At 73.1% G+C, this 25137-nt stretch carries 25 protein-coding genes and 1 tRNA gene; 12 read left to right on the plus strand and 14 right to left on the minus strand.

What is annotated here, in order from left to right; all coding sequences use genetic code 11:
- Positions 1 to 29: 29 nt before the first annotated feature.
- Positions 30 to 1046 (minus strand): aldo/keto reductase family protein, encoded by a 1017-nt coding sequence (locus FB474_RS06050; protein ID WP_141787822.1) that lies wholly within the window; start codon positions 1044 to 1046, stop codon positions 30 to 32.
- A 186-nt stretch (positions 1047 to 1232) separates the two neighbouring features.
- Here FB474_RS06050 and FB474_RS06055 point away from each other — a divergent pair, with 186 nt between their 5' ends.
- The 8 genes from FB474_RS06055 to FB474_RS06090 all read left to right on the plus strand — a co-directional run bounded on the left by FB474_RS06055 (position 1233) and on the right by FB474_RS06090 (position 8654).
- The gene (locus tag FB474_RS06055; RefSeq protein ID WP_141787823.1) at positions 1233 to 3317 is read left to right on the plus strand and encodes a CARDB domain-containing protein; all 2085 of its coding nucleotides are present in this window, start codon (positions 1233 to 1235) and stop codon (positions 3315 to 3317) included.
- Positions 3314 to 3790 (plus strand): hypothetical protein, encoded by a 477-nt coding sequence (locus FB474_RS06060; RefSeq protein ID WP_141787824.1) that lies wholly within the window; start codon positions 3314 to 3316, stop codon positions 3788 to 3790. Before FB474_RS06055 ends, FB474_RS06060 begins: the two co-directional genes overlap by 4 nt.
- A 95-nt stretch (positions 3791 to 3885) precedes the next feature.
- Positions 3886 to 4203 (plus strand): ArsR/SmtB family transcription factor, encoded by a 318-nt coding sequence (locus FB474_RS06065; protein WP_141787825.1) that lies wholly within the window; start codon positions 3886 to 3888, stop codon positions 4201 to 4203.
- Positions 4200 to 4634: an SRPBCC family protein gene (locus FB474_RS06070; protein WP_141787826.1), complete on the plus strand. Its 435-nt coding sequence runs from the start codon at positions 4200 to 4202 to the stop codon at positions 4632 to 4634. The genes FB474_RS06065 and FB474_RS06070 overlap by 4 nt, the downstream gene beginning before the upstream one ends.
- A gap of 91 nt (positions 4635 to 4725) precedes the next feature.
- Complete coding sequence (locus tag FB474_RS06075; RefSeq protein WP_246092064.1) at positions 4726 to 5967, plus strand: deoxyguanosinetriphosphate triphosphohydrolase; 1242 nt, start codon at positions 4726 to 4728, stop codon at positions 5965 to 5967.
- Between the two features lie 36 nt (positions 5968 to 6003).
- Complete coding sequence (gene dnaG, locus FB474_RS06080) at positions 6004 to 7962, plus strand: DNA primase (protein ID WP_141787828.1); 1959 nt, start codon at positions 6004 to 6006, stop codon at positions 7960 to 7962.
- Positions 7962 to 8495, plus strand: a complete 534-nt coding sequence (locus FB474_RS06085) for a hypothetical protein (RefSeq protein ID WP_141787829.1) — start codon at positions 7962 to 7964, stop codon at positions 8493 to 8495. Before dnaG ends, FB474_RS06085 begins: the two co-directional genes overlap by 1 nt.
- Before the next feature lie 86 nt (positions 8496 to 8581).
- Positions 8582 to 8654, plus strand: a tRNA-Asn gene (locus FB474_RS06090).
- Between the two features lie 249 nt (positions 8655 to 8903).
- Here FB474_RS06090 and FB474_RS06095 read toward each other — a convergent pair.
- The 9 genes from FB474_RS06095 to FB474_RS06135 form a co-directional block, all read right to left on the minus strand.
- Entirely contained in the window at positions 8904 to 9614 is a 711-nt protein-coding gene (locus FB474_RS06095; RefSeq protein ID WP_141787830.1) for an LmeA family phospholipid-binding protein, read from the minus strand.
- A gap of 49 nt (positions 9615 to 9663) precedes the next feature.
- A complete protein-coding gene (locus FB474_RS06100) occupies positions 9664 to 10524 on the minus strand; it encodes an amino acid ABC transporter permease (RefSeq protein WP_141787831.1) in 861 nt (286 codons plus the stop codon).
- On the minus strand, positions 10521 to 11201 hold the full coding sequence (locus FB474_RS06105) for an amino acid ABC transporter permease (RefSeq protein ID WP_141787832.1): 681 nt from the start codon (positions 11199 to 11201) through the stop codon (positions 10521 to 10523). Before FB474_RS06105 ends, FB474_RS06100 begins: the two co-directional genes overlap by 4 nt.
- Before the next feature lie 87 nt (positions 11202 to 11288).
- A complete protein-coding gene (locus FB474_RS06110) occupies positions 11289 to 12107 on the minus strand; it encodes a glutamate ABC transporter substrate-binding protein (RefSeq protein ID WP_141787833.1) in 819 nt (272 codons plus the stop codon).
- Positions 12108 to 12134: 27 nt separating this feature from the next.
- Positions 12135 to 12899 carry an amino acid ABC transporter ATP-binding protein gene (locus tag FB474_RS06115; protein WP_141787834.1) on the minus strand — a complete coding sequence of 255 codons (765 nt, stop codon included), beginning with the start codon at positions 12897 to 12899 and terminating at the stop codon, positions 12135 to 12137.
- A gap of 74 nt (positions 12900 to 12973) precedes the next feature.
- The gene (locus FB474_RS06120; RefSeq protein ID WP_342778096.1) at positions 12974 to 14158 is read right to left on the minus strand and encodes an anhydro-N-acetylmuramic acid kinase; all 1185 of its coding nucleotides are present in this window, start codon (positions 14156 to 14158) and stop codon (positions 12974 to 12976) included.
- 8 nt (positions 14159 to 14166) lie between these two features.
- The gene (locus FB474_RS06125; protein WP_141787835.1) at positions 14167 to 15531 is read right to left on the minus strand and encodes an MFS transporter; all 1365 of its coding nucleotides are present in this window, start codon (positions 15529 to 15531) and stop codon (positions 14167 to 14169) included.
- Positions 15532 to 15655: 124 nt separating this feature from the next.
- Positions 15656 to 16513, minus strand: a complete 858-nt coding sequence (locus FB474_RS06130; RefSeq protein ID WP_246092065.1) for an NAD(P)-dependent oxidoreductase — start codon at positions 16511 to 16513, stop codon at positions 15656 to 15658.
- A 64-nt stretch (positions 16514 to 16577) separates the two neighbouring features.
- The gene (locus FB474_RS06135; protein WP_246092066.1) at positions 16578 to 18029 is read right to left on the minus strand and encodes an MFS transporter; all 1452 of its coding nucleotides are present in this window, start codon (positions 18027 to 18029) and stop codon (positions 16578 to 16580) included.
- A gap of 169 nt (positions 18030 to 18198) precedes the next feature.
- Here FB474_RS06135 and FB474_RS06140 point away from each other — a divergent pair, with 169 nt between their 5' ends.
- Positions 18199 to 18420: a hypothetical protein gene (locus FB474_RS06140; protein ID WP_141787837.1), complete on the plus strand. Its 222-nt coding sequence runs from the start codon at positions 18199 to 18201 to the stop codon at positions 18418 to 18420.
- A 79-nt stretch (positions 18421 to 18499) separates the two neighbouring features.
- Complete coding sequence (locus FB474_RS06150) at positions 18500 to 19666, plus strand: hypothetical protein (RefSeq protein WP_185746059.1); 1167 nt, start codon at positions 18500 to 18502, stop codon at positions 19664 to 19666.
- A gap of 62 nt (positions 19667 to 19728) precedes the next feature.
- On the opposite strand, the gene FB474_RS06155 is transcribed toward FB474_RS06150, so the two are convergent.
- From FB474_RS06155 to FB474_RS06170, 4 genes are all read right to left on the minus strand, one after another.
- Positions 19729 to 21003, minus strand: coding sequence for an RNA polymerase sigma factor (locus tag FB474_RS06155; protein ID WP_141787840.1), 1275 nt, complete (start codon positions 21001 to 21003; stop codon positions 19729 to 19731).
- 197 nt (positions 21004 to 21200) lie between these two features.
- Positions 21201 to 21626, minus strand: coding sequence for a YciI family protein (locus tag FB474_RS06160; RefSeq protein WP_141787841.1), 426 nt, complete (start codon positions 21624 to 21626; stop codon positions 21201 to 21203).
- Positions 21627 to 21812: 186 nt separating this feature from the next.
- Complete coding sequence (locus FB474_RS06165; protein ID WP_141787842.1) at positions 21813 to 22298, minus strand: VOC family protein; 486 nt, start codon at positions 22296 to 22298, stop codon at positions 21813 to 21815.
- Positions 22299 to 22379: 81 nt separating this feature from the next.
- Positions 22380 to 22799, minus strand: a complete 420-nt coding sequence (locus tag FB474_RS06170; protein WP_141787843.1) for a hypothetical protein — start codon at positions 22797 to 22799, stop codon at positions 22380 to 22382.
- Between the two features lie 40 nt (positions 22800 to 22839).
- Between FB474_RS06170 and FB474_RS20655 the strand changes: the two genes are divergently transcribed.
- Together FB474_RS20655 and FB474_RS06175 are read left to right on the plus strand one after the other, a co-directional pair.
- Positions 22840 to 23277 carry a HEAT repeat domain-containing protein gene (locus FB474_RS20655; RefSeq protein WP_185746060.1) on the plus strand — a complete coding sequence of 146 codons (438 nt, stop codon included), beginning with the start codon at positions 22840 to 22842 and terminating at the stop codon, positions 23275 to 23277.
- 71 nt (positions 23278 to 23348) lie between these two features.
- Entirely contained in the window at positions 23349 to 25124 is a 1776-nt protein-coding gene (locus FB474_RS06175) for an ABC transporter ATP-binding protein (protein WP_221632451.1), read from the plus strand.
- Positions 25125 to 25137: the final 13 nt, after the last annotated feature.

Below are 25137 nucleotides of genomic sequence, written 5' to 3' on the forward strand. Positions count from 1 at the left end.
GGACGGCATACAGGATCGTGGGGCGGGCGTCAGCGGATCGGGAACTCCGCCCGGCGCGGCATCCGCGTCATGCCCGGGTCGCGCTCGATCGAGCCGTCGAGGACCTCGTCGATCGCCGCCATCAGGTCGGCGTCGAGGCGCACCCCGGCAGCGCGGGCGTTCTCGGTGACCTGCTCCGGGCGGGAGGCGCCGATGATCGCGGCCGAGACGTTGTCGTTCTGCAGCACCCACGCGACCCCGAGCTGGGCCATCGACAGCCCGGCCTGCTCGGCCAGCGGCCGAAGGCGCTGCACCCTCTCGAGCAGCACGTCGTCGGCGAGCCAGCGGCCGACCATGTCGGCACCGCCCTTGTCGTCGGTCGCGCGCGAGCCGGCCGGAGGAGCTTGACCGGGCACGTACTTGCCGGTGAGCACACCCTGCGCCAGCGGCGACCACACGATCTGCCCGATGCCGAGCTCGCGGGAGGCGGGGACGACGTCGCCCTCGATGACCCGCCAGATCATCGAGTACTGCGGCTGGCTGGAGACGAACGGGATGCGCAGCTCCCGGGCGAGGCGGTGGCCCTCGCGCAGCTGCTCGGCGTTCCACTCCGAGACGCCGATGTAGAGGGCCTTGCCCTGCCGGACGACGTCGGCGAAGGCCTCCATCGTCTCCTCCAGTGGCGTCATGTCGTCGTAGCGGTGCGCCTGGTAGAGGTCCACGTAGTCGGTCCCCAGCCGCGCCAGCGAGCCGTTGACCGACTCGTGGATGTGCTTGCGCGACAGGCCGTGCGCGTTCGGGCCGCGCCCTCCGGCGGGGAAGTAGACCTTGGTGCAGATCTCGACCTCCTCGCGGCGCACGCCGGCCAGCGCGCGGCCCAGGACGGCCTCGGCCGCGGTGTCGGCGTAGGTGTCGGCGGTGTCGAAGGTCGTGATGCCCTCCTCCAGCGCCTGCCGCACGCACGCCACGGCCTGGTCCTCCTCGACCTGTGAGGCGTGGGTGAGCCAGTTGCCGTAGGCGATCTCCGAGATGCGCAGACCGCTGTTGCCGAGGTTCCGGAACTCCATGGCCGCACCCTAGGCGCGCGGCCGCACGTCCGCTCGACCACCCCTGGCCGCTGAGCGACTGATCGAGCGGCAGGGCGTAACCACTGGCCGGTGGTGCTCGTTTCCCCGGGGACGCGCCCGGACGGGTGCGTCGCCTGACCGGACGGTGCGCAGGGTGCCGCCCGGTGACCCCGAGGAGATCGCCTCATGCCGATCCGCCCCTTTGCCGCCCGGCCGCGCCGGGCGCTGGCCCTGACCGCCACGGCGGCGCTGCTCGTCGGAGGGGTGGGTGCGGCCGCGGTCGCGGCCACGCCCTCGGAGGGGTCGGTGTCCGACACCTCGCCCTATGCGCAGTGGACCGCCGGGCCGTTCGCCGCCCCCAACGTGACCGGGACCGCCGGGGACGTGACCTGCGGTCCGGGGCTGTGCGACGACTACGCGCTGCACGTCAGCACCCCAGCCGGGTACGGCGACACCCACCAGCTCACGGTCAAGGTCGGGTGGGGCAACACGGCCGCCGACTTCGACGTCTACCTGCTCGACAAGGCGGGCACGGTCGTCGGGTCCTCTGCCTCCAACGCCGACCCCGAGGTCATCCAGGTGCCGCCGACGACCGGGGACTACACGGTCCGAGTCGTCCCGTTCAACCCACTCGGCGAGTCGGTCACCGGGACTGCGGCCCTCACGGACATCCCGGCGAACCCGCCGCCGGGCACAGACACGCCGCCGACGTTCAGCCAGTACGGCGCGCCGCAGTCCTTCGCGCAGGCGCACAACGCCGGCGAGCCGTCGATCGGCAACAGCCACAAGACCGGGGCGACCTTCTACCAGGCGCTCTACGACACCTACAAGGCCACGTGGGACGACAGCGTGAGCCCGTCGAAGGTGACCTGGAGCAACGTCTCGGCCACCTCCGCCAACGGGTGCCCGACCGGTGGCACCACCTCGCTGGACCCGATCGGCTTCACCGACCCGGTGACCGGCCGCGTGTTCGAGAGCCAGCTCGCGGGCAAGACCTCGCTCATGTGCTACTCCGACGACGACGGGACGACGTGGTCGCCGAGCCAGGGCGGCGGGATCAACTCCGGCGTCGACCACCAGACGGTCGGCGGTGGCGCGTGGCCGGCCGGGACGCTCGGCTCGCTGCCGACCAGCAGCTACCCGCGGGCGGTCTACTACTGCAGCCAGGACGTCGCCGACGCCAGCTGCGCCTCCAGCCACGACGGGGGCACGACCTTCGGTCCGGCCGTCCCCATGTACTCCCTGCTCGACTGCGGTGGTCTGCACGGCCACGTCAAGGTCGCCCCCGACGGCACCGTCTACGTGCCCAACAAGGGCTGTGGCAGCAACCAGGGCGTGGCGGTCTCCGAGGACGGCGGCACCACGTGGTCGGTCCGCACCGACCCGGCCAGCACCCCCGGCGACTCCGACCCCAGCGTCGGCATCGGCGCCAACGGCACGGTCTACATGGGCTACCAGGCTGCCGACGGGACGCCCCGCGTCGCGGTGAGCCGGGACAAGGGCAAGACGTGGAGCGACGACCAGAACGTCGGCGCCGGCCTGGGCATCCACAACACGGTCTTCCCCGCCGTGGTCGCCGGTGACGACGACCGAGCGTCGTTCGCCTTCATCGGCACCACGACCGCCGGCAACTACCAGGACGCCGCGAACTTCCATGGCGACTGGCACCTCTACGTCTCCACGACGTACGACGGTGGCAAGTCCTGGGTGACCGTCGACACCACGCCCACCGACCCGGTGCAGCGCGGCTCGATCTGCACCGGCGGCACCACCTGCGGCAACGACCGCAACCTGCTCGACTTCATGGACGCCACCGTCGACAAGGACGGCCGGGTGCTGGTCGGCTACGCCGACGGCTGCACCGGCGCCTGCGCGGCACCGGGCGGGGCGCAGAACTTCGACGCCTATGCGACCATCGCCCGCCAGCAGACCGGCAAGACGCTGTATGCCGCGAACGACCCCCAGCCCAACCTCACCCCGAGCTCGCTCTCGGTGAGCAAGGCCAGCGGGCTCTACGTCCCCACCGCGACACTGGCCAACACCGGGGCCGCGCAGGCCACTGGGGCGGCGCTGCAGCTCGTCGTCGACGGGAAGGTCGTCTCGACGTCGGCCGCGAGCGACCTGGCCGCCGGTGCAAAGCGCACCGTCACGTTCGCCGGGCTCAAGCTGGCCAAGGGAACGCACACCATCCTGGTGGTGGCAGACCCGGCCAACACGGTCCGTGAGTCGGACGAGAGCGACAACCGGCGATCCGTGACGGTGACGTCGTGACGCGGGGGAGGGGGCATGCGGCCGGTGCCGGGGCCCGGGTCCTTGCCGGCGCCGCAGCCCTGCTGCTCGCCGGTGCGCTGACCGGGTGCGAGAGCGCCGAGCAGAAGGCGACGGAGTCCGCGGCCGACCAGATGTCGGTCTGTGCCAGGGACGCCTCCGCGGTCGAGCTGCCGGCGGCCTTCTCCTCAAAGGCTGCGCTGCCGGACGGCTACGTCGTCACCCACGTGGAGTCCCGCGACGGCGGACGCGTCGTCGTCACCGCGGTGTCGCCCAAGCCGTTCCGGGACACGCTCAAGGACATGCAGGCCACCTACGCCCGCAACGGCTGGTCCCTGTCGGAGGGAGAGGTCGAGGCCGACGACGCCGAGTCCAACTTCTCCGGCAACGGCCTCAAGGGGCGATGGGCGATCCGCGCGATGGACGCCTGCAAGGGCAACACCGCCGTGTCGCTGGTGACCGGCGCGACGGGCTGAGCACCGCCGCCGGCCATCCGACACCCGCAGGGCCCCCGGTGCGCCGGGGGCCCTGTCCTTGCCATGATGATTAACCAAATGGTTAAGTGTCCGTCGTGGCCGTGCACCTGACGTTCGCTGCGCTCGGTGACCCGACCCGTCGAGCGCTCGTCGAGCGGCTCACGCGCGGGGAGGCGACCGTGAGCGAGCTCGCCGTGCCTCACGACATGAGCCTGCCCGCAGTCACCAAGCACCTGCGCGTGCTGGAGGACGCCGGTTTGCTCACGCGTCGCAAGCGGGGCCGCACCGTCGTGTGCTCTCTCAACCGGGCCCCACTCGCGGAGGCGCAGTCGTGGCTCATCGACCGCCAGCGCATGTGGAGCGCCAACCTGGACCGCCTGGAGCGGTTCCTCATCGAGGAGAAGGACGCATGACCGCAGAGACCACCACCACGACCGAGTCCACCATCGTCATGGAGCGCACGTTCGACGCGCCGATCGCCCGGGTGTTCGCTGCCTGGACCGACCCTGCCCTGATGAGCCGGTGGTACTGCCCCAACCCCGCCTGGGAGATCGCCGTCGAGCGCGACCTGCGGGTCGGCGGGGACTTCACGGTGTCCATGGGCCCGCACGACGTGGCCGGGCGCTACACGGCGATCGAGGAGCCCACCGTGCTCGAGTTCACGTGGAAGTGGGTCGAGTTCGACCACGCCCCGTCGCTGGTGCGTGTGGAGCTGAGCGAGGTCGACGGCGGCACCCGCCTCGTGCTGACCCACTCCGACCTCGTCGACGCCGAGGACGTGAAGAACCACGCCGAGGGGTGGATCGGCTGTCTGGTGCGCCTGCCGGGCGCCCTGGCCGCCTGAGCCTGACGCCCGTTCCGGCCTGACCGGCCGCGGCCGTCGCCGGGGTGAGCCGGGCCGCCGAGGTCGGCGGCGCGGCATACAGTGCCTGTTCGTGAGCACCTATGCCGACGCCGACCGCGAACGGTGGGTCCGCGAGGACCCGGCGCTCAAGCGGGCCGACCGCGACGACTTCGCCCGCGACCGCGCCCGCGTCGTGCACTCCTCGGCGCTGCGCCGGCTCTCGGCCAAGACCCAGGTGGTGCAGCCGACGAGTGACGACTTCGTCCGCAACCGGCTCACCCACTCCCTGGAGGTCGCGCAGATCGGCCGCGAGTTCGGGGCCGCGCTCGGCTGCGACGCCGACGTCGTCGACACGGCCTGCCTGGCGCACGACCTCGGTCACCCGCCGTTCGGGCACAACGGCGAGGCTGCGCTGGCGGCCGTCGCTGCCGACATCGGCGGGTTCGAGGGCAACGCCCAGACGCTGCGCCTGCTCACCCGGCTCGAGGCCAAGCGCACCCACCCCGACGGGCGCCCGGCCGGGCTCAACCTCACCCGGGCCAGCCTCGATGCGGTCCTGAAGTACCCGTGGCGGCGCGGCGAGGCGCCGTCGCCGACCTCCAAGTTCGGCGTGTATGCCGCGGACGCGCCGGTCTTCGAGTGGGTCCGGCTCGGGGCGCCGGAGGCAGACCACACGCGCCGGTGCCTCGAGGCCCAGGTCATGGACTGGTCCGACGACGTCGCCTACTCGGTGCACGACGTGGAGGACGCCGTCGCCTCCGGCCGGGTCGTCCTGGCCGACCTGCGCTCGGAGTCCCAGATGGCGCAGGTGGTCGAGGTGGCGCGCGCGGCCTACGCCCCGGACCTGACCGAGGAGGACCTGGCCCGGGCCATGGCCCGGCTGTTGGACACCGGGTGGATCCCGTTGTCCTGGAACGGTTCCCGCGCCGACCTGGCTGCGCTGAAGGACATGACCAGCCGGCTGGTCGGGCGGTTCGTGCTGGCCGTCGAGCAGGCGACCCGCGCGGCATACGGGCCGGGTCCGCTGACCCGCTACGCCGCGGACCTGGTCGTGCCCGAGGAGGTCCGGGCCGAGTGCGCGCTGCTCAAGGGGGTGGCCGCGCACTTCGTCATGAACGCCGCCGAGCGGCTCCAGGTGATGGCGCGGCAGCGCGACGTGGTGCGCGACCTGGTCGAGGCGTTGCTGGACAAGCCGGAGGACCGGCTCGACGTCACCCACCTGGCTGACTGGCGTGAGGCCGGGGACGATGCGGAGGCGATGCGGGCGGTCGTGGACCAGGTGGCGGGCTACACCGACCCGCGTGCCACGGCCCTGCACGCGATGTGGGTGTGACCACCTAGACTCGCCGCGGCACACCAAGGAGGCTCTGTGGCGGGTCGGATCAAGGCCGACGACGTTGCTCTCGTCAAGGAACGCTCGTCGATCGAGGACGTCGTGCGCGAGCACGTCACGCTGCGCAGCGCCGGGCCCGGCTCGCTCAAGGGCCTGTGCCCCTTCCACGACGAGAAGTCACCGTCGTTCAACATCCGTCCCGCGGTGGGCGCGTGGCACTGCTTCGGCTGCGGCGAGGGCGGCGACGTCATCTCCTTCGTGCAGAAGGTCGAGCACCTCAGCTTCAGCGAGGCCGTCGAGCGGCTCGCCGGCAAGCTCGGCATGGAGCTGCACTACGAGGACGGCGGCGGCCCGCGACGGGACGAGGGGCTGGGCAAGCGGTCCCGGCTGGTCGAGGCGCACCGGGTGGCCGCGGAGTTCTACGCCGGCTCCCTGGTCGACCTGGCCGAGGCGCGCGCCGGGCGTGACTTCCTGCGGGACCGGGGTTTCGACCGGACCGCTGCCGAGCACTTCGGGGTCGGTTTCTCTCCGCGGGCCGGGGAGGCCCTGACCCGGCACCTGCGGGCCAAGGGGTTCAGCGACGACGAGATCGTGACCGCGGGGCTGGCCGGGCGGGGGCAGCGCGGACTCTACGACCGGTTCCGCGGGCGCCTCATGTGGCCGATCCGCGACATCACCGGCGACGTGGTCGGGTTCGGCGCTCGGCGGCTGTTCGACGACGACCGGATCGAGGCAAAGTACCTCAACACCGCCGAGACCTCGATCTACAAGAAGTCCACCGTGCTCTACGGCCTCGACCTGGCCAAGAAGGCCATCTCCCGCGACCGCACCGCGGTCGTGGTCGAGGGCTACACCGACGTCATGGCCTGCCACCTCGCGGGCATCGAGACCGCTGTGGCCACCTGTGGCACGGCCTTCGGCGTCGACCACATCAAGGTGCTGCGCCGGCTCATGCGCGACGAGAGCGACCTGGCGCCGGCGAAGGTGGTGTTCACCTTCGACGGTGACGCCGCCGGCCAGAAGGCGGCGATGCGGGCCTTCGCCGACGACCAGCGCTGGGCCTCCCAGTCGTTCGTCGCCGTGGAGTCCTCCGGCAAGGACCCGTGCGAGCTGCGCCAGTCCGGCGGCGACCTGGCGGTGCGCGCGCTCATCGAGGACGCCCTGCCGATGTTCGAGTTCGCCGTGCGCACCACCCTGGCGCGCTTCGACCTGGCCAACGCCGAGGGGCGCATCCAGGGCCTGCGGGCGGTGGCGCCGATCATCGCCGGCATCCGCGACCGCTCACTGCGGCCGGAGTACACCCGCACCGTCGCCGGCTGGATCGGCGTCGAGGTCGAGCAGGTGGCTGCCGAGGTCGGTCGCGCCGGGCGGATCGCCGCTCGCGACGCGGCGTCCGGTGGTGGTGTCCCGGGGCGCGGCACGGACGGCGCCGGCCACGGCCCGAACGGGGGTGCCGGCCGGGGCGAGCCGGAGCACGACCGGCGCGACGAGGCCCAGGTCATGCCGCACCCCGACCTGCGCGACCCCGTGGTGCTGGCCGAGCGGCAGCTGCTCCAGGCGGTGCTGCAGTTCCCGGGCCAGTTCGACGCGACCGAGCTCGAGGCCATCGACCCGGTGGCGTTCACCGCGCCGGCCCACCGGGCCGTCCATGACGCGATCCGCGCGGCCGGCGGCCCCGGCGCCGCCGCCTCCACCGGCGTGTGGGCCGACCGGGTCACCGAGGCTGCCGCGGCCACCGTCCGGCCGCTGGTGAGCGAGCTGGCCGTGGCCCCGCTGCCGACGAGGATCGACGGCGCGACCGGGCTGCCCGAACGGCGCTACCTCAACTCCCTGCTCGTGCGCGTGCAGGAGGTGGCCCTGACCCGGCGCATCGCTGACGCGCTCAGCGCGCTGCGGCGCATGGAGTCCGGTGATCCCGAGGCGGCACGGGCCCTGTCGGTCCAGCTCCAGGGGCTCCAGCGTGAGCTGGTCGCCCTGCGTGACAGGCTGGGCTGATGCGCCTTCCCCGTCTCCGCAAGACCCAGCCCGACCTGCCCGTCGACGTCGCCGCGACGCTCGAGCTCGGGCGGGGGGAGCGCGTCCTCGCCCACGCCGTGGACGACGCCACCGGCGCCACGGTGGTGGCGACGACGTGGGCGCTGTGCGTGGTCGCCCCCGACGCCGCCTCGGTCAGCCTGCGGCGACCCTGGCACGTCGTGGACGCCGGGGTGTGGCAGCACGAGACCTTCCTGCTGACGGTGACGTTCGTCGACGGCACGCGACCGGTGCAGTGGACCTTGCGCGACCAGCAGACCCTGCTCCCGGAGACGCTGCGCGAGCGGGTCCAGGCCAGCGTGGTGCTCGCCCAGCGCCTCTCGGTGGGTGAGCGCCGGATGGCCAGGGTCGCGATCCGCAAGGACTTCCGCACCGGCGAGCTGGTCTCCCAGACGGTCCTCGGTCGCGGCGTGCGGGCCAGTGACGTGAGCGTCCAGGAGCAGGTCGCCCAGGCGCTGGCCGAGCTCGAGGACCAGGTCGGCATCACCCGCTGACACGGGCACGCCACACCGGCCCGGGCGGTTTCGGAACAGCCCGAAACCTTTGCTACAGTTACGCCCGCGAGCGCAGCCCGCAACAATCCCCTGTAGCTCAATTGGCAGAGCAGCCGGCTGTTAACCGGCAGGTTATTGGTTCGAGTCCAATCGGGGGAGCTCGTCGCGTCAGGCCCGGATCCAGAACGGATCCGGGCCTTCGTGGTGTTCAGGCCGGCCGCCGACCCCACCTCAGGGACCCCGCCGAACCACACCGCCGAGAGGGACGTTTCTCCGGGTTCGGGTGGTGCGAAACCCTGAGGAACGTCCCTCTCGGCGGGATAGCCGGGGGGAGGCCGGCGTGCTGCGGGACGGGGCGTGTGCGGGTGGGGGAGGGCGGGGCGTGTGCGGGTGGGTGGGGGGCGGGCCTCAGGGGAGGGCGAGGGTCGTGTTGCTGGCCGCGGCCGCCAGGGCCAGCCCCGTGGCGTCGGGCGCGGCCGAGGTGACCGTGAAGCCCATCGGCAGCTTCGGCAGCGGGAACGAGCGGTCCAGGGCGCTCTGCAGCGCCGAGCGCACGACCGTCGGGGCCGAGTTCAGGTCACCGCCGGACACCGCCACGCGCAGGACGCCCTGGCGCACGGTGACGTCGGCGTTGCCGCGGAGGGTCACGTCACCCAGCGGCGTCGACACGACCGCCCGCACGCGCACGGCGTTGCCGCCCCCGGAGGAGAACGTCAGCCGCAGCCCCTGGCCCTGCAGGCGCCCCGCCACGATCCGGTCGAGCTCGGCCCAGGTGATGTGCGCCCCGGCCTGGGCGTGGTCGACGGGGACGGACGACAGCGTGCCTCCGGTCAGTGCCGACAGGGGCGCCCGGGCGCCCTCGACGGACGCCTCCAGCCGGTCCACGCCCAGCCCGTTGACCGACACCGGCCCCGAGGTCTCGGCGGACACCCGGGTGTAGCGGCCCTGGACCACCTGGGTGAGGAACGGGAAGCCGCCCACGGTCACGTGCGGTGGCGTCTGCAGGTGCGCCGACCGCTGGATCCGGTCGGCGACCTGCTGGCCGGCCAGGTGGGCGGCACCGCGGTCCACGCCGACGAGCGCGACCAGCAGCAGCACGAGTCCGATCAGCTTCCTCATGACAGGTCTCCCATGCCGGATGAGGCTGTCACACCCTGCTGTGGCGCGCTCAGCCCGCCTGCCCGGGAGCCGCGGGCGCGGCCTTGGCGCTGGTGTGGCCCCGGCGGCGCATCCGGCGCTCCACGCGCCCGGCGAGCACCGTCAGCAGGTAGTTGATCGCGATGAAGATCGCGGCGACGACGATGAACGCGGGCACCATGTTGGCCCGCGCCGTGCCGAGCGTCTGACCCTGCGCGAGCAGCTCGACGTAGGTGATGATCGAGCCCAGCGCCGAGTCCTTCAGCACCACGACCAGCTGCCCGACGATCGCCGGCAGCATCGCCGTGAGCGCCTGCGGCAGCAGGATCGAGCGCAGCGTCTGGCTGGCCGTCAGGCCGATCGAGAGCCCTGCCTCGCGCTGCCCCGCCGGCAGCGAGCCGACACCCGCGCGCACCAGCTCCGCCATGACGGAGGCGTTGTAGAGCGTCAGCCCCGTGACCACACCGGCCAGGGCCAGCTGCTCGGAGTCGAAGACCTGGTACACGGCGTACAGGTTGAAGGCGAAGATCATCATGAGCAGCACCGGCACCGCGCGGAAGAACTCCACGAACACCGAGCAGAACCACCGCAGCGGCCGGTTCTCGGACAGCCGGCCCATGCCGAGCAGCAGCCCCAGCACCAGCGCGAGCACGATCGAGATCGCCGCCGCCTCGAGCGTGCCGACCACGCCGGGCAGGAGGTACTCGGTCCAGGTGTCGGCGGAGGCGAACGGGTTCCACTTGGCGGGGGTGAGGTTGCCCCTGGCGGCCAGCCTCGACAGCACCCAGGCCAGGACGCCGAGCAGCACCACACCGCCGACGACGGCCGCCAGGGTGTGCCGGCGACGCGCCCGCGGCCCGGGGGTGTCGAACAGGACGGTCTGGGAGGTCATCGCTTCACCGCCAGGCGCCGGGACATCGTCGTGAACAGCAGGCCCATCGGCAGCGTGAGCAGCACGAAGCCGAGGGCGAAGACGAGGAACACCAGGACGAGCTGGTCGGGGCTGAACTCGATCATCTCCTTCATCAGGCCCGAGGCCTCGGCGACGCCGATCGCCGACGCGACGGTGGTGTTCTTGGTCAGCGCGATCATCGTGTTGCCCAGCGGGGTGACCGCGCCGCGAAACGCCTGCGGCATCACGACGTGGCGGATGTTCTGCCCGAAGCTCAGGCCGATCGAGCGCGCCGCCTCGGCCTGCCCGGCGGGGACGGTGTTGATGCCCGAGCGCAGCGCCTCGCAGACGAACGCGGCGTGGTAGACCGACAGGCCCAGGACCGCGAGGCGGATGTTGTTGTCGACCAGGAAGGTCGAGGAGGACTTGTCCGCCAGCCGCAGGCCGAGGTTGACGAACAGGCCGATGTTGCAGAAGACGATGATCAGCGTCAGCGGCGTGTTGCGCACGATGTTGACGTAGCCCGCGCCCATCGTCCGCAGGACCGCCACGGGGGAGACCCGCATCACCGCGACCACCGTGCCGATGACCAGCGACCCGACCGCGGAGAACACGGTCAGGACGATCGTCATCCAGAACGCCCCGAGGACGTCGTACTGCTTGAGCAGGTCAGCCATGAGCCGCCCTTCGTTGCGTGCGTGTCACCGACCGGTATGCCGTCCGCGCGAGGTGCGCGGACGGCATACCGGCAGGTCGTTCCCGGCTCAGGAGCAGGTGTCGACCTTGGGCGGGTTCTGGGACGTGTCGACCTTGAAGCCGGCGGGGCCGAGGTTCCTGTCGATCGCCTTCTGCCACTCGCCGGAGTCCTGCATCTTCTTGATGGCGGTGTCGATCTTCTCGCAGAGGGCCTTGTCGCCCTTCTTGATGCCGATGCCGTAGCGCTCCTCGGAGAACGTCTGGCCGACGACCTTGAGCTTGCCCTTGTACTGCGGCTGGCTGGCGTAGCCGGCGAGGATCGTGTTGTCCGTGGTCAGCGCGTCGACCGCGCCGGCGGAGAGCGCCTCGACGCACTTGGAGTAGGTGTCGTACTCCTGCAGCTGCACGCCGGCGTACTTGTCCTTGACCTTGGCCGCGGACGTGGAGCCCTTGACCGAGCACAGCTTCTTGCCGGTCAGGGAGTCGGGGCCGGTGATCGAGGTGTCGTCGGAGCGGACCAGCAGGTCCTGGCCGGCGACGAAGTACGGCCCGGCGAAGGAGACCTTCTGCTTGCGGGCGTCGGTGATCGAGTAGGTGCCGACGACGAGGTTGACCTGGCCGGTGGACAGGAGCGTCTCGCGCTGCGGCGTGGGCGCCTGCACGAAGGTGATGTCGCTCTCGGAGTGGCCGAGCTCCTTGGCGACGTACTTGGCCACGTCGATGTCGAAGCCGGTGTACTTCGCGCCGTCCTTCAGGCCCATGCCGGGCTGGTCGTACTTGACACCGATCTTGAAGTCGCCGGCGCCTGCGCCACCGCCCCCGCAGGCCGCCAGACCCAGCACGGCTGCGGCAGCCACCGCCACCATGCCGATTCGACGAACGTTCATGCGTTTTCCTCCCTGTTGGACGCGACGTCAGTGCGTCAGGATCTTGGCGAGGAAGTCCCTCGCCCGTGTGGACTGCGCGTTGGTGAAGAACTCCTCGGGCGTGGCCTGCTCGACGACCTGGCCGTCGGCCATGAACACCACCCGGTCGGCGGCACGGCGAGCGAAGCCCATCTCGTGCGTCACCACGACCATCGTCATGCCGGACCTCGCCAGCTCGGTCATGACGTCGAGGACCTCGTTGATCATCTCCGGGTCGAGCGCCGAGGTCGGCTCGTCGAAGAGGATCACCTTGGGGTCCATGGCGAGCGAGCGCGCGATGGCCACGCGCTGCTGCTGCCCGCCGGAGAGCTGTGCGGGGTACTTGTCGGCCTGGTGCGCCACCCCGACGCGCTCGAGCAGCTCCATGGCACGCCGGTCCGCCTCGGCCCTGGCCACGCCGCGGACCTTGACCGGCCCGAGCGTGACGTTCTCGCGGATCGTCTTGTGCGCGAACAGGTTGAACGACTGGAACACCATGCCGACGTCGGCGCGCAGGCGGGCCAGCTCCTTGCCCTCGGTGGGCAGCGGCCGTCCGTCGATGGTGATCGAGCCGGACTCGAACGTCTCCAGCCGGTTGATCGTGCGGCACAGCGTGGACTTGCCCGAGCCCGACGGCCCGATGACCACGACGACCTCGCCCTCGCCGATGGTGAGGTCGATGTCCTGCAGGACGTGCAGCGCGCCGAAGTGCTTGTTGACCTTGTCGAGCACGACGAGCGGACGGCGTCCCGGGGCAGCGGCGGCGTCAGTCATGCGGATCAACCTACCCACAGGCCACTCCCGTGCCACACGTGACCTATGCGCCGACCATGTGCCCGCTGTGTGCCTCAGGCCCCGGCGAGCACGAGCCGCGTGGGTGCGGTCCCGCTCCCGGGGCTCCCGGGGAGGCGCAGCGGACCGTCACCCGGGGTGATGCTGCCGAGCAGCCGAGGCCCCCGCGCGCCGGTCGCCGACGGCAGCGAGGCCGGGTGCCCGGCCCAGGTCAGCCAGCCCAGCACCGCGAAGGCCACGGCCTCCTTGGCCTGGTCCGCCAGCCCGCGGTCGGAGGCCCGCGTGAGCCCCACGTCGCCGAGCTCGCGGGCGAGGTCGCGCCACAGAGTCGGGTTGCGCACGCCGCCCCCGGAGGCCACCACCTCGGTCGCGCCGTGGCGCCGCGCCTCGTCGGCGACGGTCCGGGCGGTGAGCGCGCTCAACGTCGCGAGCACGTCGTCCCCACCGAGGTGGGCGTGGCCGCGCCAGACGCGCTCCAGGTATGCCGCGTTGAACCACTCCTTGCCGGTGGACTTGGGTGCCGGGCGGGCGTAGTACGGGTCGGCGAGCAGCTCGGCCAGCAGCGCCTCGTCCACCCGGCCGCGCGCGGCCCGGGCCCCGTCGGCGTCGAAGGCCTCGGTCCCCGCGCTGAGGTGGACGACCGCCGCGTCGAGCAGGGCGTTGGCCGGGCCGGTGTCGTAGGCGACGGGGAAGGTGCCCTCGACCCCGGCGGTGATGTTCGCGATACCGCCGAGGTTGAGGGCGACCGGGCGGCCGGGGCGCCCCCGCAGCCACAACACGTCGAACAGCGCGACCAGCGGCGCGCCCTGCCCGCCGGCGGCGACGTCGCGGGAGCGCAGGTCCGAGACGACGGGCAGGCCCGTGGCCTCGGCTACCCACGCCGGCTGGCCGACCTGCAGCGTGCCGCGGACGGCGCCGCCCTCGACCCAGTGGAAGAGGGTCTGTCCGTGGGAGACGACCAGGTCGGCGCGGCCGCCGCCCAGCTCCTCCACGGCGCGCCGGGCCACCGCGGCGAAGGCCTGGCCGATGCCGGTGTCGAGGCGGCACCAGTCCAGCGCGGTGGCCGGCGCCGGTGGCAGCGTCCGGGCGATGGCGGCGCGCAGGTCCGGCGGGTAGGCCTCGCTGAGGTGTCCCAGCACGGTGACGTACAGGGTGTCGCCGTGGGCCTCGAGGTCGACCACGGCAGCGTCGATGCCGTCGTGGGAGGTGCCCGACATCAGGCCGACGACGCGCAGGGCCATGGCGCGGCTCAGCGGGGGAGCGCGCGGCGGTGGTCGTCGGCCCGCAGCCCGAGGCAGGCCAGGGCGCTGACGACGCAGGTGGCCATGACGTACCAGGCCGGGATGTCGGCGTTGCCGGTGCGCTTGATGACCTCGGTGATGATCAGGCCGGCGCTGCCGGCGAACACCGCGTTGGCGAGGGAGTAGCTCACGCCCAGGCCGGTGTAGCGCACGGTGGTGTGGAACATCTCGGCGAGCATCGCCGGCCCGGGCCCGGCCATGAGGCCGACGATGGCGCCGGCGACGAACACGACGAGGAACTTGGTGCCGGTCGAGGTCCCGGGGGCCTGGAGCAGGTTGAGCATCGGCAGGGCGAGCACGGCGATGAGCGCGGCGCCGGTGACCATGAGCGGTCTGCGCCCGACCCGGTCGCTGAGCGCGCCGGCGGGCAGGATCGAGGCGGCGAAGCCCACGTTGGCGATGACGCCGGCGATGAGCGACTCGCGGAACGAGGTGCCCAGCGAGACCTGCAGGTAGGAGGGCATGACCACGAGGAAGGTGTATCCGGCGGCCGCCCAGCCCATGAGGCGCAGGATGCCGAGCAGGATCGCCACCCCGGTCGAGGTCGGGGCCCCGGGGCCCGCCTCACCGGCGGCGGGACGGACGGCGGTGTCCTCCTCCGCGGCGTCCTCCTCGGCGGTGGCGGCGCGGAACACCGGGGTCTCCTCGACCTTGAGCCGCACCCACAGCGCGGCCGCGCCGAGGGGGAGTGCGAGGAGGAACGGGACCCGCCAGCCCCACGCGTGCAGCTGCTGGTCGGACAGGGCGACGGCCAGGACCGCTGCGGTGCCGGCGCCTCCGAGCAGGCCCAGGGCCACGGTGAACGACTGCCACGAGCCGTAGAGCCCGCGCCGCCCGGCCGGGGCGTGCTCGGTCATCAGCGAGACGGCACCGCCGAACTCGCCGCCGGCGCTCAGGCCCTGCAGGATGCGCACCAGCGTGAGCAGGACCGGCGCCGCGGCGCCCACCGTCGCCCGGGTCGGCAGCACGCCGATGAGCGCGGTGCCCAGCGCCATGAGCAGCAGCACCAGGACCAGGGTCGGTCGGCGGCCGACCCGGTCGCCGACCCGGCCGAAGAGCCAGGCGCCGACCGGCCGGAAGAAGAAGGCGATCGCGAACGAGGCGTAGGTCTTGACCAGGGCCTCGAGGTCACCGGCGCCGGAGGCGGCGAAGAAGGCGCCGGCGATGACGGTGGCGAAGTAGCCGTAGACGCCGAACTCGTACCACTCGATGAAGTTGCCGACGCACCCGCCGACGAGCGAGCGCCGCGAGGCGCGTACGTCGAGCACGGTGGCCCCGCCCGGGGCGGTGTTCGTGGTGGGGGTGGTGGTCATGCGTCGTCCTCGTCTCGGGCCCGGAGCAGGTTGTGAGATACCTTCGCGACGCGCTTCAGGGCTGTCAAGGATTCACGGCAGATCCGCCCGGACATGGGACGTGACGGTACCGGCCGGGGACGGCTCAGTGCTCGAGGAAGGTCGCCGCCATGTCCTTGTCACCGTGGCCGGCCTCCAGGGCCCGGTCGATGTGCGCGCGCACCGCCTCCAGGACGGCCAGGTCCACGCCGGCGTCGCGGGCGGCGTCCACGACCAGCCCGGCGTCCTTGGCCGCGCCGTCCAGGCCGAACGCCGGCGCGAAGTCCCCGTCGAGCATGGCCGAGCCCTTGAGCTGGACGTAGGGCGCGTCCATGGCACCGCCGGACACCGCCTCGAGGAACAGGGCCGGGTCCAGCCCCAGGGCCCGCGCCAGGGTCAGCGACTCGGCGATGCCCTCCACGACGGTGAGGACCCAGGCGTTGGCTGCCAGCTTGAGCCGGGAGCCGGCACCCGCGGGGCCGACCCAGAGCGTTCGCGAGCCGATCGCGTCGAAGAGCGGATCGACCCGCGGGCGGACCTCCTCCGGGCCCGAGGCGAGCACCACCAGGGCGCCGTCCTCGGCCGGCTTGCGGGTGCCCAGGACCGGCGCGTCCACCAGCGCCACCCCCAGGTCACCGGCCAGGGCGGCCAGGCGGTCGTGGCCGGCCACCCCGACGGTCGTCTCCTGCACCCAGACCGTGTCCGGGCCGAGCGCCCCGCGCGCGTGCTCCATGGTCGCGGCGACGCTGTCGGCGTCGAAGAGCATGGTCACCACGAGGTCGGCCCCGGTGACCGCCTCGACCACGCTCCCGGCGACGTGCACGCCGGTGCCGGCCAGCGCCTCGGCCTTGTCCCGGCTGCGGTTCCACACCCGAAGCGGCAGGCCGGCCGCGGCGATGTTGCGGGCCATGCCGGCCCCCATGGTGCCGGTGCCGAGCAGGGCGACGGTGGGCTGGTGGGTCACGGGCTACCTCCGGTGGGTCGTCGGGTCGCGGCGAAGCGGGCGGGCGGGTCGGCTGCGGTCCTGTTTATCCCTCCAGCGAGGGCTGGCGCGCGGCGTGGGCGGCCCGGCGGCGGGTCGCCACCAGGTCACCGATCCCGATGACGAGCGAGACGGCGGTCAGCGCCACGGCTGCGCGCAGGCCGCGGCTGGCGGCGGCGGTGAAGTCGCCCCGGGTTGAGGTCAGCGTCGCGAAGTAGATCGAGCCGATGATCGCGATCCCGGCCGCGGTGCCGAGCCTCTGGCCGGTCTGGAGCACCCCGCCGGCGGTGCCGGCCCGCCGCACCGGCACCTCGCTCAGGGTCAAGGTGACGTTGGGGGAGATGACCAGGCCGCTGCCGATGCCGGCCAGCAGCAGGGGCAGCGCCGTGGCCCAGCCCAGGCCGCTGTCCTGGCCGTGCCCGGCGACGACCAGGTCGGTCAGGGCGAGGCCCACGACGACGGTGGCGAGGCCGCCGACGACCAGCGGCCGGCCGGCGCGCGTGACCAGGCGCCCGCCGACCGCCGCGGCCACGGCCGAGCCCGCCGCGAACGGCGTCACCGCCAGGCCGGCCTGCAACGGCGTGTAGTGGAGCCCGCCCTGGAAGAAGAGGGTGAGGACGAAGAAGATGCCCGTGAAGCCGGAGAAGTAGGCCATGGCCAGGCTCGAGCCGGTGCTGTAGCTGGCCAGCCGGAACAGGCTCAGGTCGATCAGCGGGGTGCGGCCGCGCGCGGCATGCCGGCGTTCCCAGGCCACGAACACCGCCAGCAGCACGGCACCCACGGCGAGCAGCGACCACTTCGTGCCGCCCTGCCACTGCTGCTCCTCGACGAGGGGCAGCAGCAGCGCGAGCACCGCGGCGCCGAGCAGGCCGACGCCGACCGGGTCGAGGTCGCTGCGGTCCTGTCCCCGCGGCTCGTGGGCAGGGATGAGGCGCAGCGCCAGCACGATGGCGGCGACGCCGATCGGGATGTTGACGAAGAAGATCCACCGCCAGCCCGTGTCGACGCCGAGCAGCCGGATGATCAGGCCGCCGAGGATCGGGCCGACCGCGGTGGACACGCCGATGACCGTGCCGAGCATGCCGAACGCACGCCCGCGCTCGCGGCCGGGGGAGAAGAGCTCCTGGATCAGGCCGGACACCTGGGGGTTGAGGATGCCGCCGCCGACGCCCTGCACGAGGCGGGCGATGACCAGCAGCAGGGCCGTGGGGGCCAGCCCCGCCAGCAGGCTGCTCGCCGTGAACACGGCCACCCCCACGACGAACATGGTCCGCCGGCCGCGGGCGTCGCCGAGGCGGCCGGACGGGACGAGCACCAGCCCGAAGGTCAGCGCGTAGCCGGAGACCACCCACTGCAGGTCGCTGGGCCCGGCGCCGATGCCGGTGCGGATCGAGGGAAGGGCCACGTTGACGATGCTGATGTCGAGCAACGTCATGAAGCCTGCGACGAGGCAGACGCCCAGGGCCTTCCAGCGGCGAGGGTCAGGGGTGTCCGTCACCTGGGGGGCAACCCCGCGCGGTGCGCGGTTCATTCCCCACCGTCCACCCACCGGTATGCCGTGTGCCTGCGTGGGCGGTGGCCCGCACCCGCCGTCGGTCTCAGGAGCCGGGCGCCGGTGTCCCGTGACCCCGGGGGAGGGGGCGTCGTTGGGTGGCCAGGAGGTCGCCATGAGACTGCCCCACCGGCGCAGGCAGGTCCCACCCCCGCAGGGCGGGGCCGAGCCCGGACACGAGCACGGGACCGAGCCCGGGCACGAGTCCTACCCCTACGACCCCGAGCACCCGGACCGCCCCTACGAGCAGGTGCAGCGCGACATCGGCACGAGCCTGCTGCTGGGCGCCGTGGTGCTCGTGGTGCTGGTGGGCCTGTTGGCCCTGGGGCTGGCCTGACGGCTGTGGCGCGAGCGCGATCTCGTTCCGGCGTCGACTATTTGGCGTGCCCGGGACGAAACGGGCATGCTGGGCGACGATGTCCGAGAACCAGCCTCAGACGCCCGACGCGCCCCGGCCCGACGGCGATGCCTTCGACGCCGCGACGCTGCGCGTCCCCGTGACCTCTGACCGCGACGACGCCGCCGCGCGGATCGCCGAGCTGGTCCGTCGCTCCAACGAGCGCAGCTCGGCCGCTCCGGCGTCGACCGCGGGCGAAGCCCCGACGCCGCCCGCGGCGCCGGCCCCGGCTCCAACCCCTGCTCCGGCGCCCCCGCCGGCCCCTGCTGCGGACCCGGCCGGTGAGGCCACTCAGGCGTGGCCGGCCCCGGCGGCCGACCCGGACCCCGACGCGACCCAGGCCTGGCAGCCGGTGGCCGAGCACCGCCCGCAGGCTCCGCTCGACCCCGAGGCGACCCAGGCCATGCCCTCCGTGGGCGCCGAGCCGACCCAGGCGGTCCGCTACGCCAGCAGCGGGGTGTCCGAGGCGACGCCCGTGGCTCCGCTGGACTACGACGCGACCGCGCAGGTCCCCCTGCCGACCGCCGCCGACGCTGCCCACACCACGGCCTTCGAGAGCCCGGCCGTCACGCCGGCGCCGGCCGGACCGGCCGGCCCACGGCGGCGCGGCCTGCCCGTGCCGAGCTGGGCCATCGTGGCCGGCCTGGTCGCGGTGATCGCCCTGCTGGTCTGGGCGTTCACCGGAGGTGGCGGGTCGGGCGAGGGCCAGGGCAACGCGTCCGCGGGCTCCTCGGCCGGCGCGGGTCAGGCGGCTCCGGCAGGCTTCCAGGTCCGCCTCAGTGACACCGTCACCGACTGCGCGGCGCACTCCCGGGGCAAGGTCAAGGAGACCTTCCGCCAGGTGCCGTGCGTCAAGGTGACCCGCTCGGTCGGCACCGGCACCGTCAACGGCCGCAAGGTCCTGTTCGTCGTCTCCCGGATCGAGATGTCCTCCTCCGACGACGCGGCGCGGATCAAGGCCGTCCTCGACGGCGACGGCACCGGCAACGTCAACGACCTGCTGCGTGAGGGCAAGCGCTTCGCCGGTGGGCCGGGCCGGATGCCGCGCTCGGGCTACGCCTCCGTCCAGGCCGACGAGATCGTGGGGGTCGCCGAGGCCGGCTACCTCGACGGGACCTCCTCCGACAGCGACCCGGCGTTGCGGGACGCGGCCGCCCGGGTCGCCGAGTCGGTGGGCACCCACTGACACCCGACTGACGCGGCCCGGACGCGGCCCGGACGCGGCCCGGCCGCGGCGGTGACGCGCGGTCAGCCGCAGGCGGCAGCCCGCTGCAGCAGCAGGGCGCGCTCGCGTTCGTTCTGGGTGAGGGTCGCGGCGTGCTCGAGCTCGACCCGGGCCTCTGCGTGCCGGCCCAGGCGTACGAGCAGGTCCGCCCGGACCGCCGGCAGCAGGTGGTAGCGCCCCAGCGTGCCCGTGGCCGCGAGGGCGTCCACGATCTCCAGGGCCGGGGCCGGTCCGTGGGCCATCGACACGGCCACGGCGCGGTTGAGCTCGACCACCGGTGAGGGCGAGACAGCGACGAGCACGGCATACAGGGCAGCGATCCGGTCCCAGTCGGTCTGCCCGGCGGTGCGGACGCGCGCGTGGCAGGCGGCGATGGCCGCCTGCAGCGTGTAGGGGCCGGGCGCGCCGCCGGAGAGCGCCTCGGCCCGCTCCAGCCCGGTGAGGCCACGGCGCACCAGCAGCTGGTCCCAGCGGCCGCGGTCCTGGTCGAGCAGGAGCACCGGGGTGCCGTCGGCGGCGGTGCGCGCCCGGGTGCGGGAGGCCTGCAGCTCCATCAGCGCGACGAGGCCGTGGACCTCGGGCTCCTCCGGCATGAGCCCGGCGAGCACGCGGCCGAGCCGCATCGCCTCGGCGCACAGCTCGGGGCGCAGCCAGTCCTCACCGGCGGTGGCCGAGTAACCCTCGTTGAAGACGAGGTAGACCACCTCGAGCACGGAGGCCAGCCGGGCCGGGCGCTCGTGCGCCGGAGGCACCTCGAACGGCACCCCCTTCGCGGCGAGCGTGCGCTTGGCGCGCACCACCCGCTGGGCGATGGTCGGCTCGGGCACGAGGAAGGCGCGGGCGATCTCCGGGGTCGAGAGCCCGCACAGCACCTTCAGCGCCAGCGCGACCCGGGCCTCGGTGGACAGCACCGGGTGACAGGCGGTGAAGACCAGGCGCAGCAGGTCGTCCTCGATGTCGTCCTCGAGCACGGCGGCGAGGGCCGGGTCGTCCCCGCCCGCGCGGTGCTGATGGTCGTGGGCGAGCTCGGCGTGCTTGCGGTCCCGGCGTTCCTGCCGCCGGAAGGTGTCGATCGCCCGGCGCTTGCCGACGGCCATCAGCCACGCGCCCGGGTTGCGCGGGACGCCCTCCGAGGGCCACTGCTCCAGGGCGGCGAGCAGCGCCTCCTGGGCGAGCTCCTCGGCCAGGCCGACGTCGCGGGTCAGGTGCGCCAGCCCGGCGACCAGGCGCGCGGACTCGATCCGCCAGACCGCCTCGACCGCCCGGTGCGTGCTCGCCGTCCCCGTCACACGGCTCATCCCACAAGCGCCGGCACCATTGCGCAAGAGGGGTCGTGGCCAGCCGCGGATAACGGGCCTGCGACGACATCATCGTGCGCAAAGAAGGGGCGGCCCGGGGAAGGGGACGCGGAGGAGGGTGTGCCGGGGCAGTCCGGGGAAGGAAGGGCGGGAGCGCGGGGCGGGACTGGTGACCCGCGCCGCGCTCCCTGACGGGCTCAGTGCTGCTGGCCCGCGACCTGCTCGCGCAGCCGCTCCTCCTGCTCGCGCAGCTCGGGGGTGAACTCCTCGCCGAAGTCCTCGGCCTCGAAGACCTGGCGGATCTCGATCTCGTCACCGGGCAGGAACGGCGCCCGGCGCACCCACTCGATCGCCTCCTCGCGCGAGGAGACCTGCCACAGCCAGAAGCCGGCGATGAGCTCCTTGGCCTCGGCGAACGGGCCGTCGACCACGGTCGTGCTGCGGCCCTCGCCGAAGCGCACCCGGGCACCCTTGGAGCTGTCCTGCAGACCCTCGCCGGCGAGCATGACGCCGGCCTTGACCAGCTCCTCGTTGAACGCTCCCATCTCGGCGAGCTGCTCCCGCGTGGGCAGCGTGCCCGCCTCGGTGTCTGCGTTGGCCTTGACCATCACCATGAAACGCATGTCTGTGCCTCTTCCTTCGTCCGTCATCGGTGTGGGCCGGGCCCCTCGTGAGCCAGCCTCCACCAACGCGTCGCGTGGGGGGACCTCAGATCGACATCTCCGTGGAATGAGTTTCGCCGGCCTGCGTTGAGCAGCCACCGGGCCAGCAGCCGGTCGACCCCCGGTTTCCGCCGGTGACGGTCCCGCTCAGCTTGACGGGCTGGCGTCGGCGGCGGCGCGGAGGGCGGCGATGTCGAGCTTGCGCATGCCGAACAGCGCCTGCGCGGCGCGTTGTGCGCGGGCCGGGTCCTCGTCGCGCATGAGCTCGTCCAGCTCGGTCGGCACGACCTGCCAGGACAGCCCGTACCGGTCCTTGAGCCAGCCGCAGGGTCCCTCCTCGCCGCCCTCGGACAGCCGCTCCCAGTAGTAGTCGATCTCGGCCTGGTCCTCACACTCGACCGCCAGCGAGATCGCCTCGTCGAAGGTGAACTCCGGGCCGCCGTTGATCCCGACGAACCGCTGGCCGTCCAGCTCGAACTCCACGGCCAGCACCATGCCCGCGGGTCGCGGCCCGGCGTCGGTGTAGTGGCTGACCGAGACGACCCGCGAGTTCTTGAACACCGACACGTAGAAGGCGGCGGCCTCCTCGGCCTCGGTGTCGAACCACAGGTTGGTGGTGATCCTCTGTCGCATGGTGGTGCGTCCTCTCGTGCGTCGGGACCGGTCCCTCCGGTTCCATGCTGCACCCGGTACAACGCCGCGCGCGGCCGGCGATCATCGGTCCTCGCGCCACCGGCGCAGGCGCCAGCGAAGCATCGCCGTGGTGCGCCGGCCGGGTTCCCGGCCGAAGCGCAGCCGCGAGGTGCTCGAGGGCAGCTCGAGGTCGCCCGCCCAGTCACCGGGTGTCACGCCGTGCCGGATCGTGCGGCGCAGCAGGCGTGAGTTCGCCTCCCGGCGCCGGTCGCCGGGCTCCAGGGTCCGGCTGCTGACGTACTCGCGGCGGTCGAAGCCGGGGTCGGTCTCCCGGCGCCGTTCGATCTCCGCCCGGACCAGGTCCAGGCAGGCCCGGGCCTCGGTCGCGGTGTCGAACGCCGCCACGAGCACGTGCCGTCGCTCGTGCCGCGCGGGGTCGTAGCGGTAGTGGTGCACGACGAAGCGGCGGATGTCGTCGTCCTCGGGGTCCACCCTGGCCACGTCAGCAGACTAGGCGCGTGCGGTCTGCCATGGTGGCCTCATGCCGGCGCGGTCGATCTGGGGGGTCACTCCCCGCGAGCACATCGAGGCCGAGTGCGCCCGCCGGGGCAGGGACGCCGTCGTCGCCGACTGCCTCGCCCTGCTCGACGGTGCCGAGGACCCGGCGCTGGTGCTCTCCCTGGCCGGGCCGGGAGCACGCAAGTACGTCGACGGCCGGGAGCACACCGACACCTACTGGTTCCGGGTCTGGGCGCTGCGTGGGCTGCTGTGGAACTGGGACACCAAGGCCACCACGCCGGTATGCCGGGCCCTCACCGACGAGGCGTGGCGGGTACGCGAGATGGCGGCCAAGGTCGTGGCGCGGCACCTGGTGGGGGAGGCGACAGGAAGGGTCGCCGACCTGCGGGAGGACCCGGTGCCCCGGGTCCGCCAGGCCGCGCACCGGGCGCTGGTCCGGCTCACGGCCGCCGGCGCCTGACGCGGGCGAGGGTCGACCGCTGCGCTCGATATGAGGGGGAACTGTCCGCACTTCCGGGCTACGTTGCCCGGGTGGGGACAGTCGAGGGGGCAGTAGGGACACGGGGTGGCGCCGGTCGGCGCCGGCTCGCGGTGGTGAGCTTCGCGCCATACCTGCGACGGCACCGCGGTGCCTTCCTGGCGCTGCTCGTGCTGTCCCTGGCCTCGGCCGCCACCGCCCTGGCCCAGCCGTGGCTGGTCGGGCGGATCATCCGGGACGCGACGGACCACCGCCCCCTGCTGCCGGTCCTGACCGTGGCCGTGCTGGTGGCCCTGGTTGACGTCGTGCTCGCCGGTGGGCAGCAGTACCTGCTCCAGCGCACCGCGCACGGCCTGGTGCTCGGCGTGAGGGTTCGGTTCATCGACCGCATGCTGCGGCTCACGGTCCCCGAGTACGACCGCCGAAGCACCGGTGACCTGCTCGCGCGACTGGGCAACGACACCGGGGCGCTGCACGCCGCGGTGACCTCCGGTGGGGTTGAGGCTGCCGCGGCGGTGCTGTGGGCCATCGGCGCGGCCGTGGCCATGGCGCTGATCGACCTGCCGCTGCTGCTCCTGGCCCTCGGCACGTTCGCGGCCTTCGTGACGGCCTCCCTGGTGGCCTCGCGCGGCGTGCAGGACCTTGCCCGCACCGAGCTCGAGGAGTACGGGCGGATGAGCGCCGCCGGCCTGCGGGTGCTGGGGGCAGTGCGGACGGTGCGGGCCTACGGCGCGACCGAGCAGGAGGCGGGGACGGTGGCCGGCCATGCGCGACGCACCTACGACGCCGGCCTGCGGCACGCCCGGCGCGCCGCGGTGGTCTACCCCACGGCCAACGCCGGGATGCAGGCGTCGCAGATCCTGCTTCTCACGGTGGGCGGGATCCGGGTGGCCTCGGGCGACCTGCCGGTCGCCTCGCTGGTCTCGTTCCTGCTGTACGTCAACATGTTCGTCGGACCCGTCTACCAGCTGATCCGGGCGTGGAGCAGCCTCCAGCAGGGGCTGGGAGCCCTTGACCGGATCGCCGAGATCGAGGGCCTCCCTGCCGAGGAGGAGGTCGCGGCGGGATCCGTGGTCGACCGTGCTGCCTCGCGCGGCCCGGGCCCGAGCGTCCATGTCGGCCTGCGGGGCGTCAGCTTCGACTACGGCGACGGCAGCGGGCTGCACGAGGTCAGCTTCGACGTGCCGCGGGGCGCGACGGTCGCCCTCGTCGGGCCCAGCGGTGCCGGGAAGTCAACCGTGCTCTCACTCATCCAGCGCTTCTATGAGCCCGACGCCGGCAGCGTCGTGCTGGACGGGGTGGACCTGCGCTGCCTGTCGCACCGCGAGCTCCGGGAGCGGATGACGTATGCCGAGCAGGAGCCTGCCGTGCTGGAAGGCACCGTGCGCAGCAACATCGCCCTGGGCCTTCCGGACGCACCGGAGAGCCGCGTGCGAGCGGTACTGCACGAGGTGAACCTCGCGACGCTGGAGCACCGTTCGCCGGAAGGGCTGGACGCCGCCGTCGGGGAGCGCGGGGTGCGGCTCTCCGGCGGTGAGCGTCAACGGCTGACCATCGCGCGGGCGCTGCTGCCCGGTCGCGAGCTGCTGCTCCTGGACGAGCCCACCGCGCAGCTGGACCCGGCCAACGAGGACCAGCTGCGCCAGGCGATCCGCTCCCGCCAAGGTCGGACGGTGCTCGTCGCCGCCCACCGCCTCTCCACGGTCCTTGACGCCGACCGGATCGTCGTCATGGAGTCCGGCCGGGTCGTGGCCACGGGCACCCATGACGAGCTGGTGCGGTGCAGCCCGCTCTACCGGTCCATGGCGCGGGCCCAGCGCCTGGTCTAGCCCGATCGGCCCG

This window comes from Oryzihumus leptocrescens, from assembly GCF_006716205.1.
Classification (GTDB): domain Bacteria; phylum Actinomycetota; class Actinomycetes; order Actinomycetales; family Dermatophilaceae; genus Oryzihumus; species Oryzihumus leptocrescens.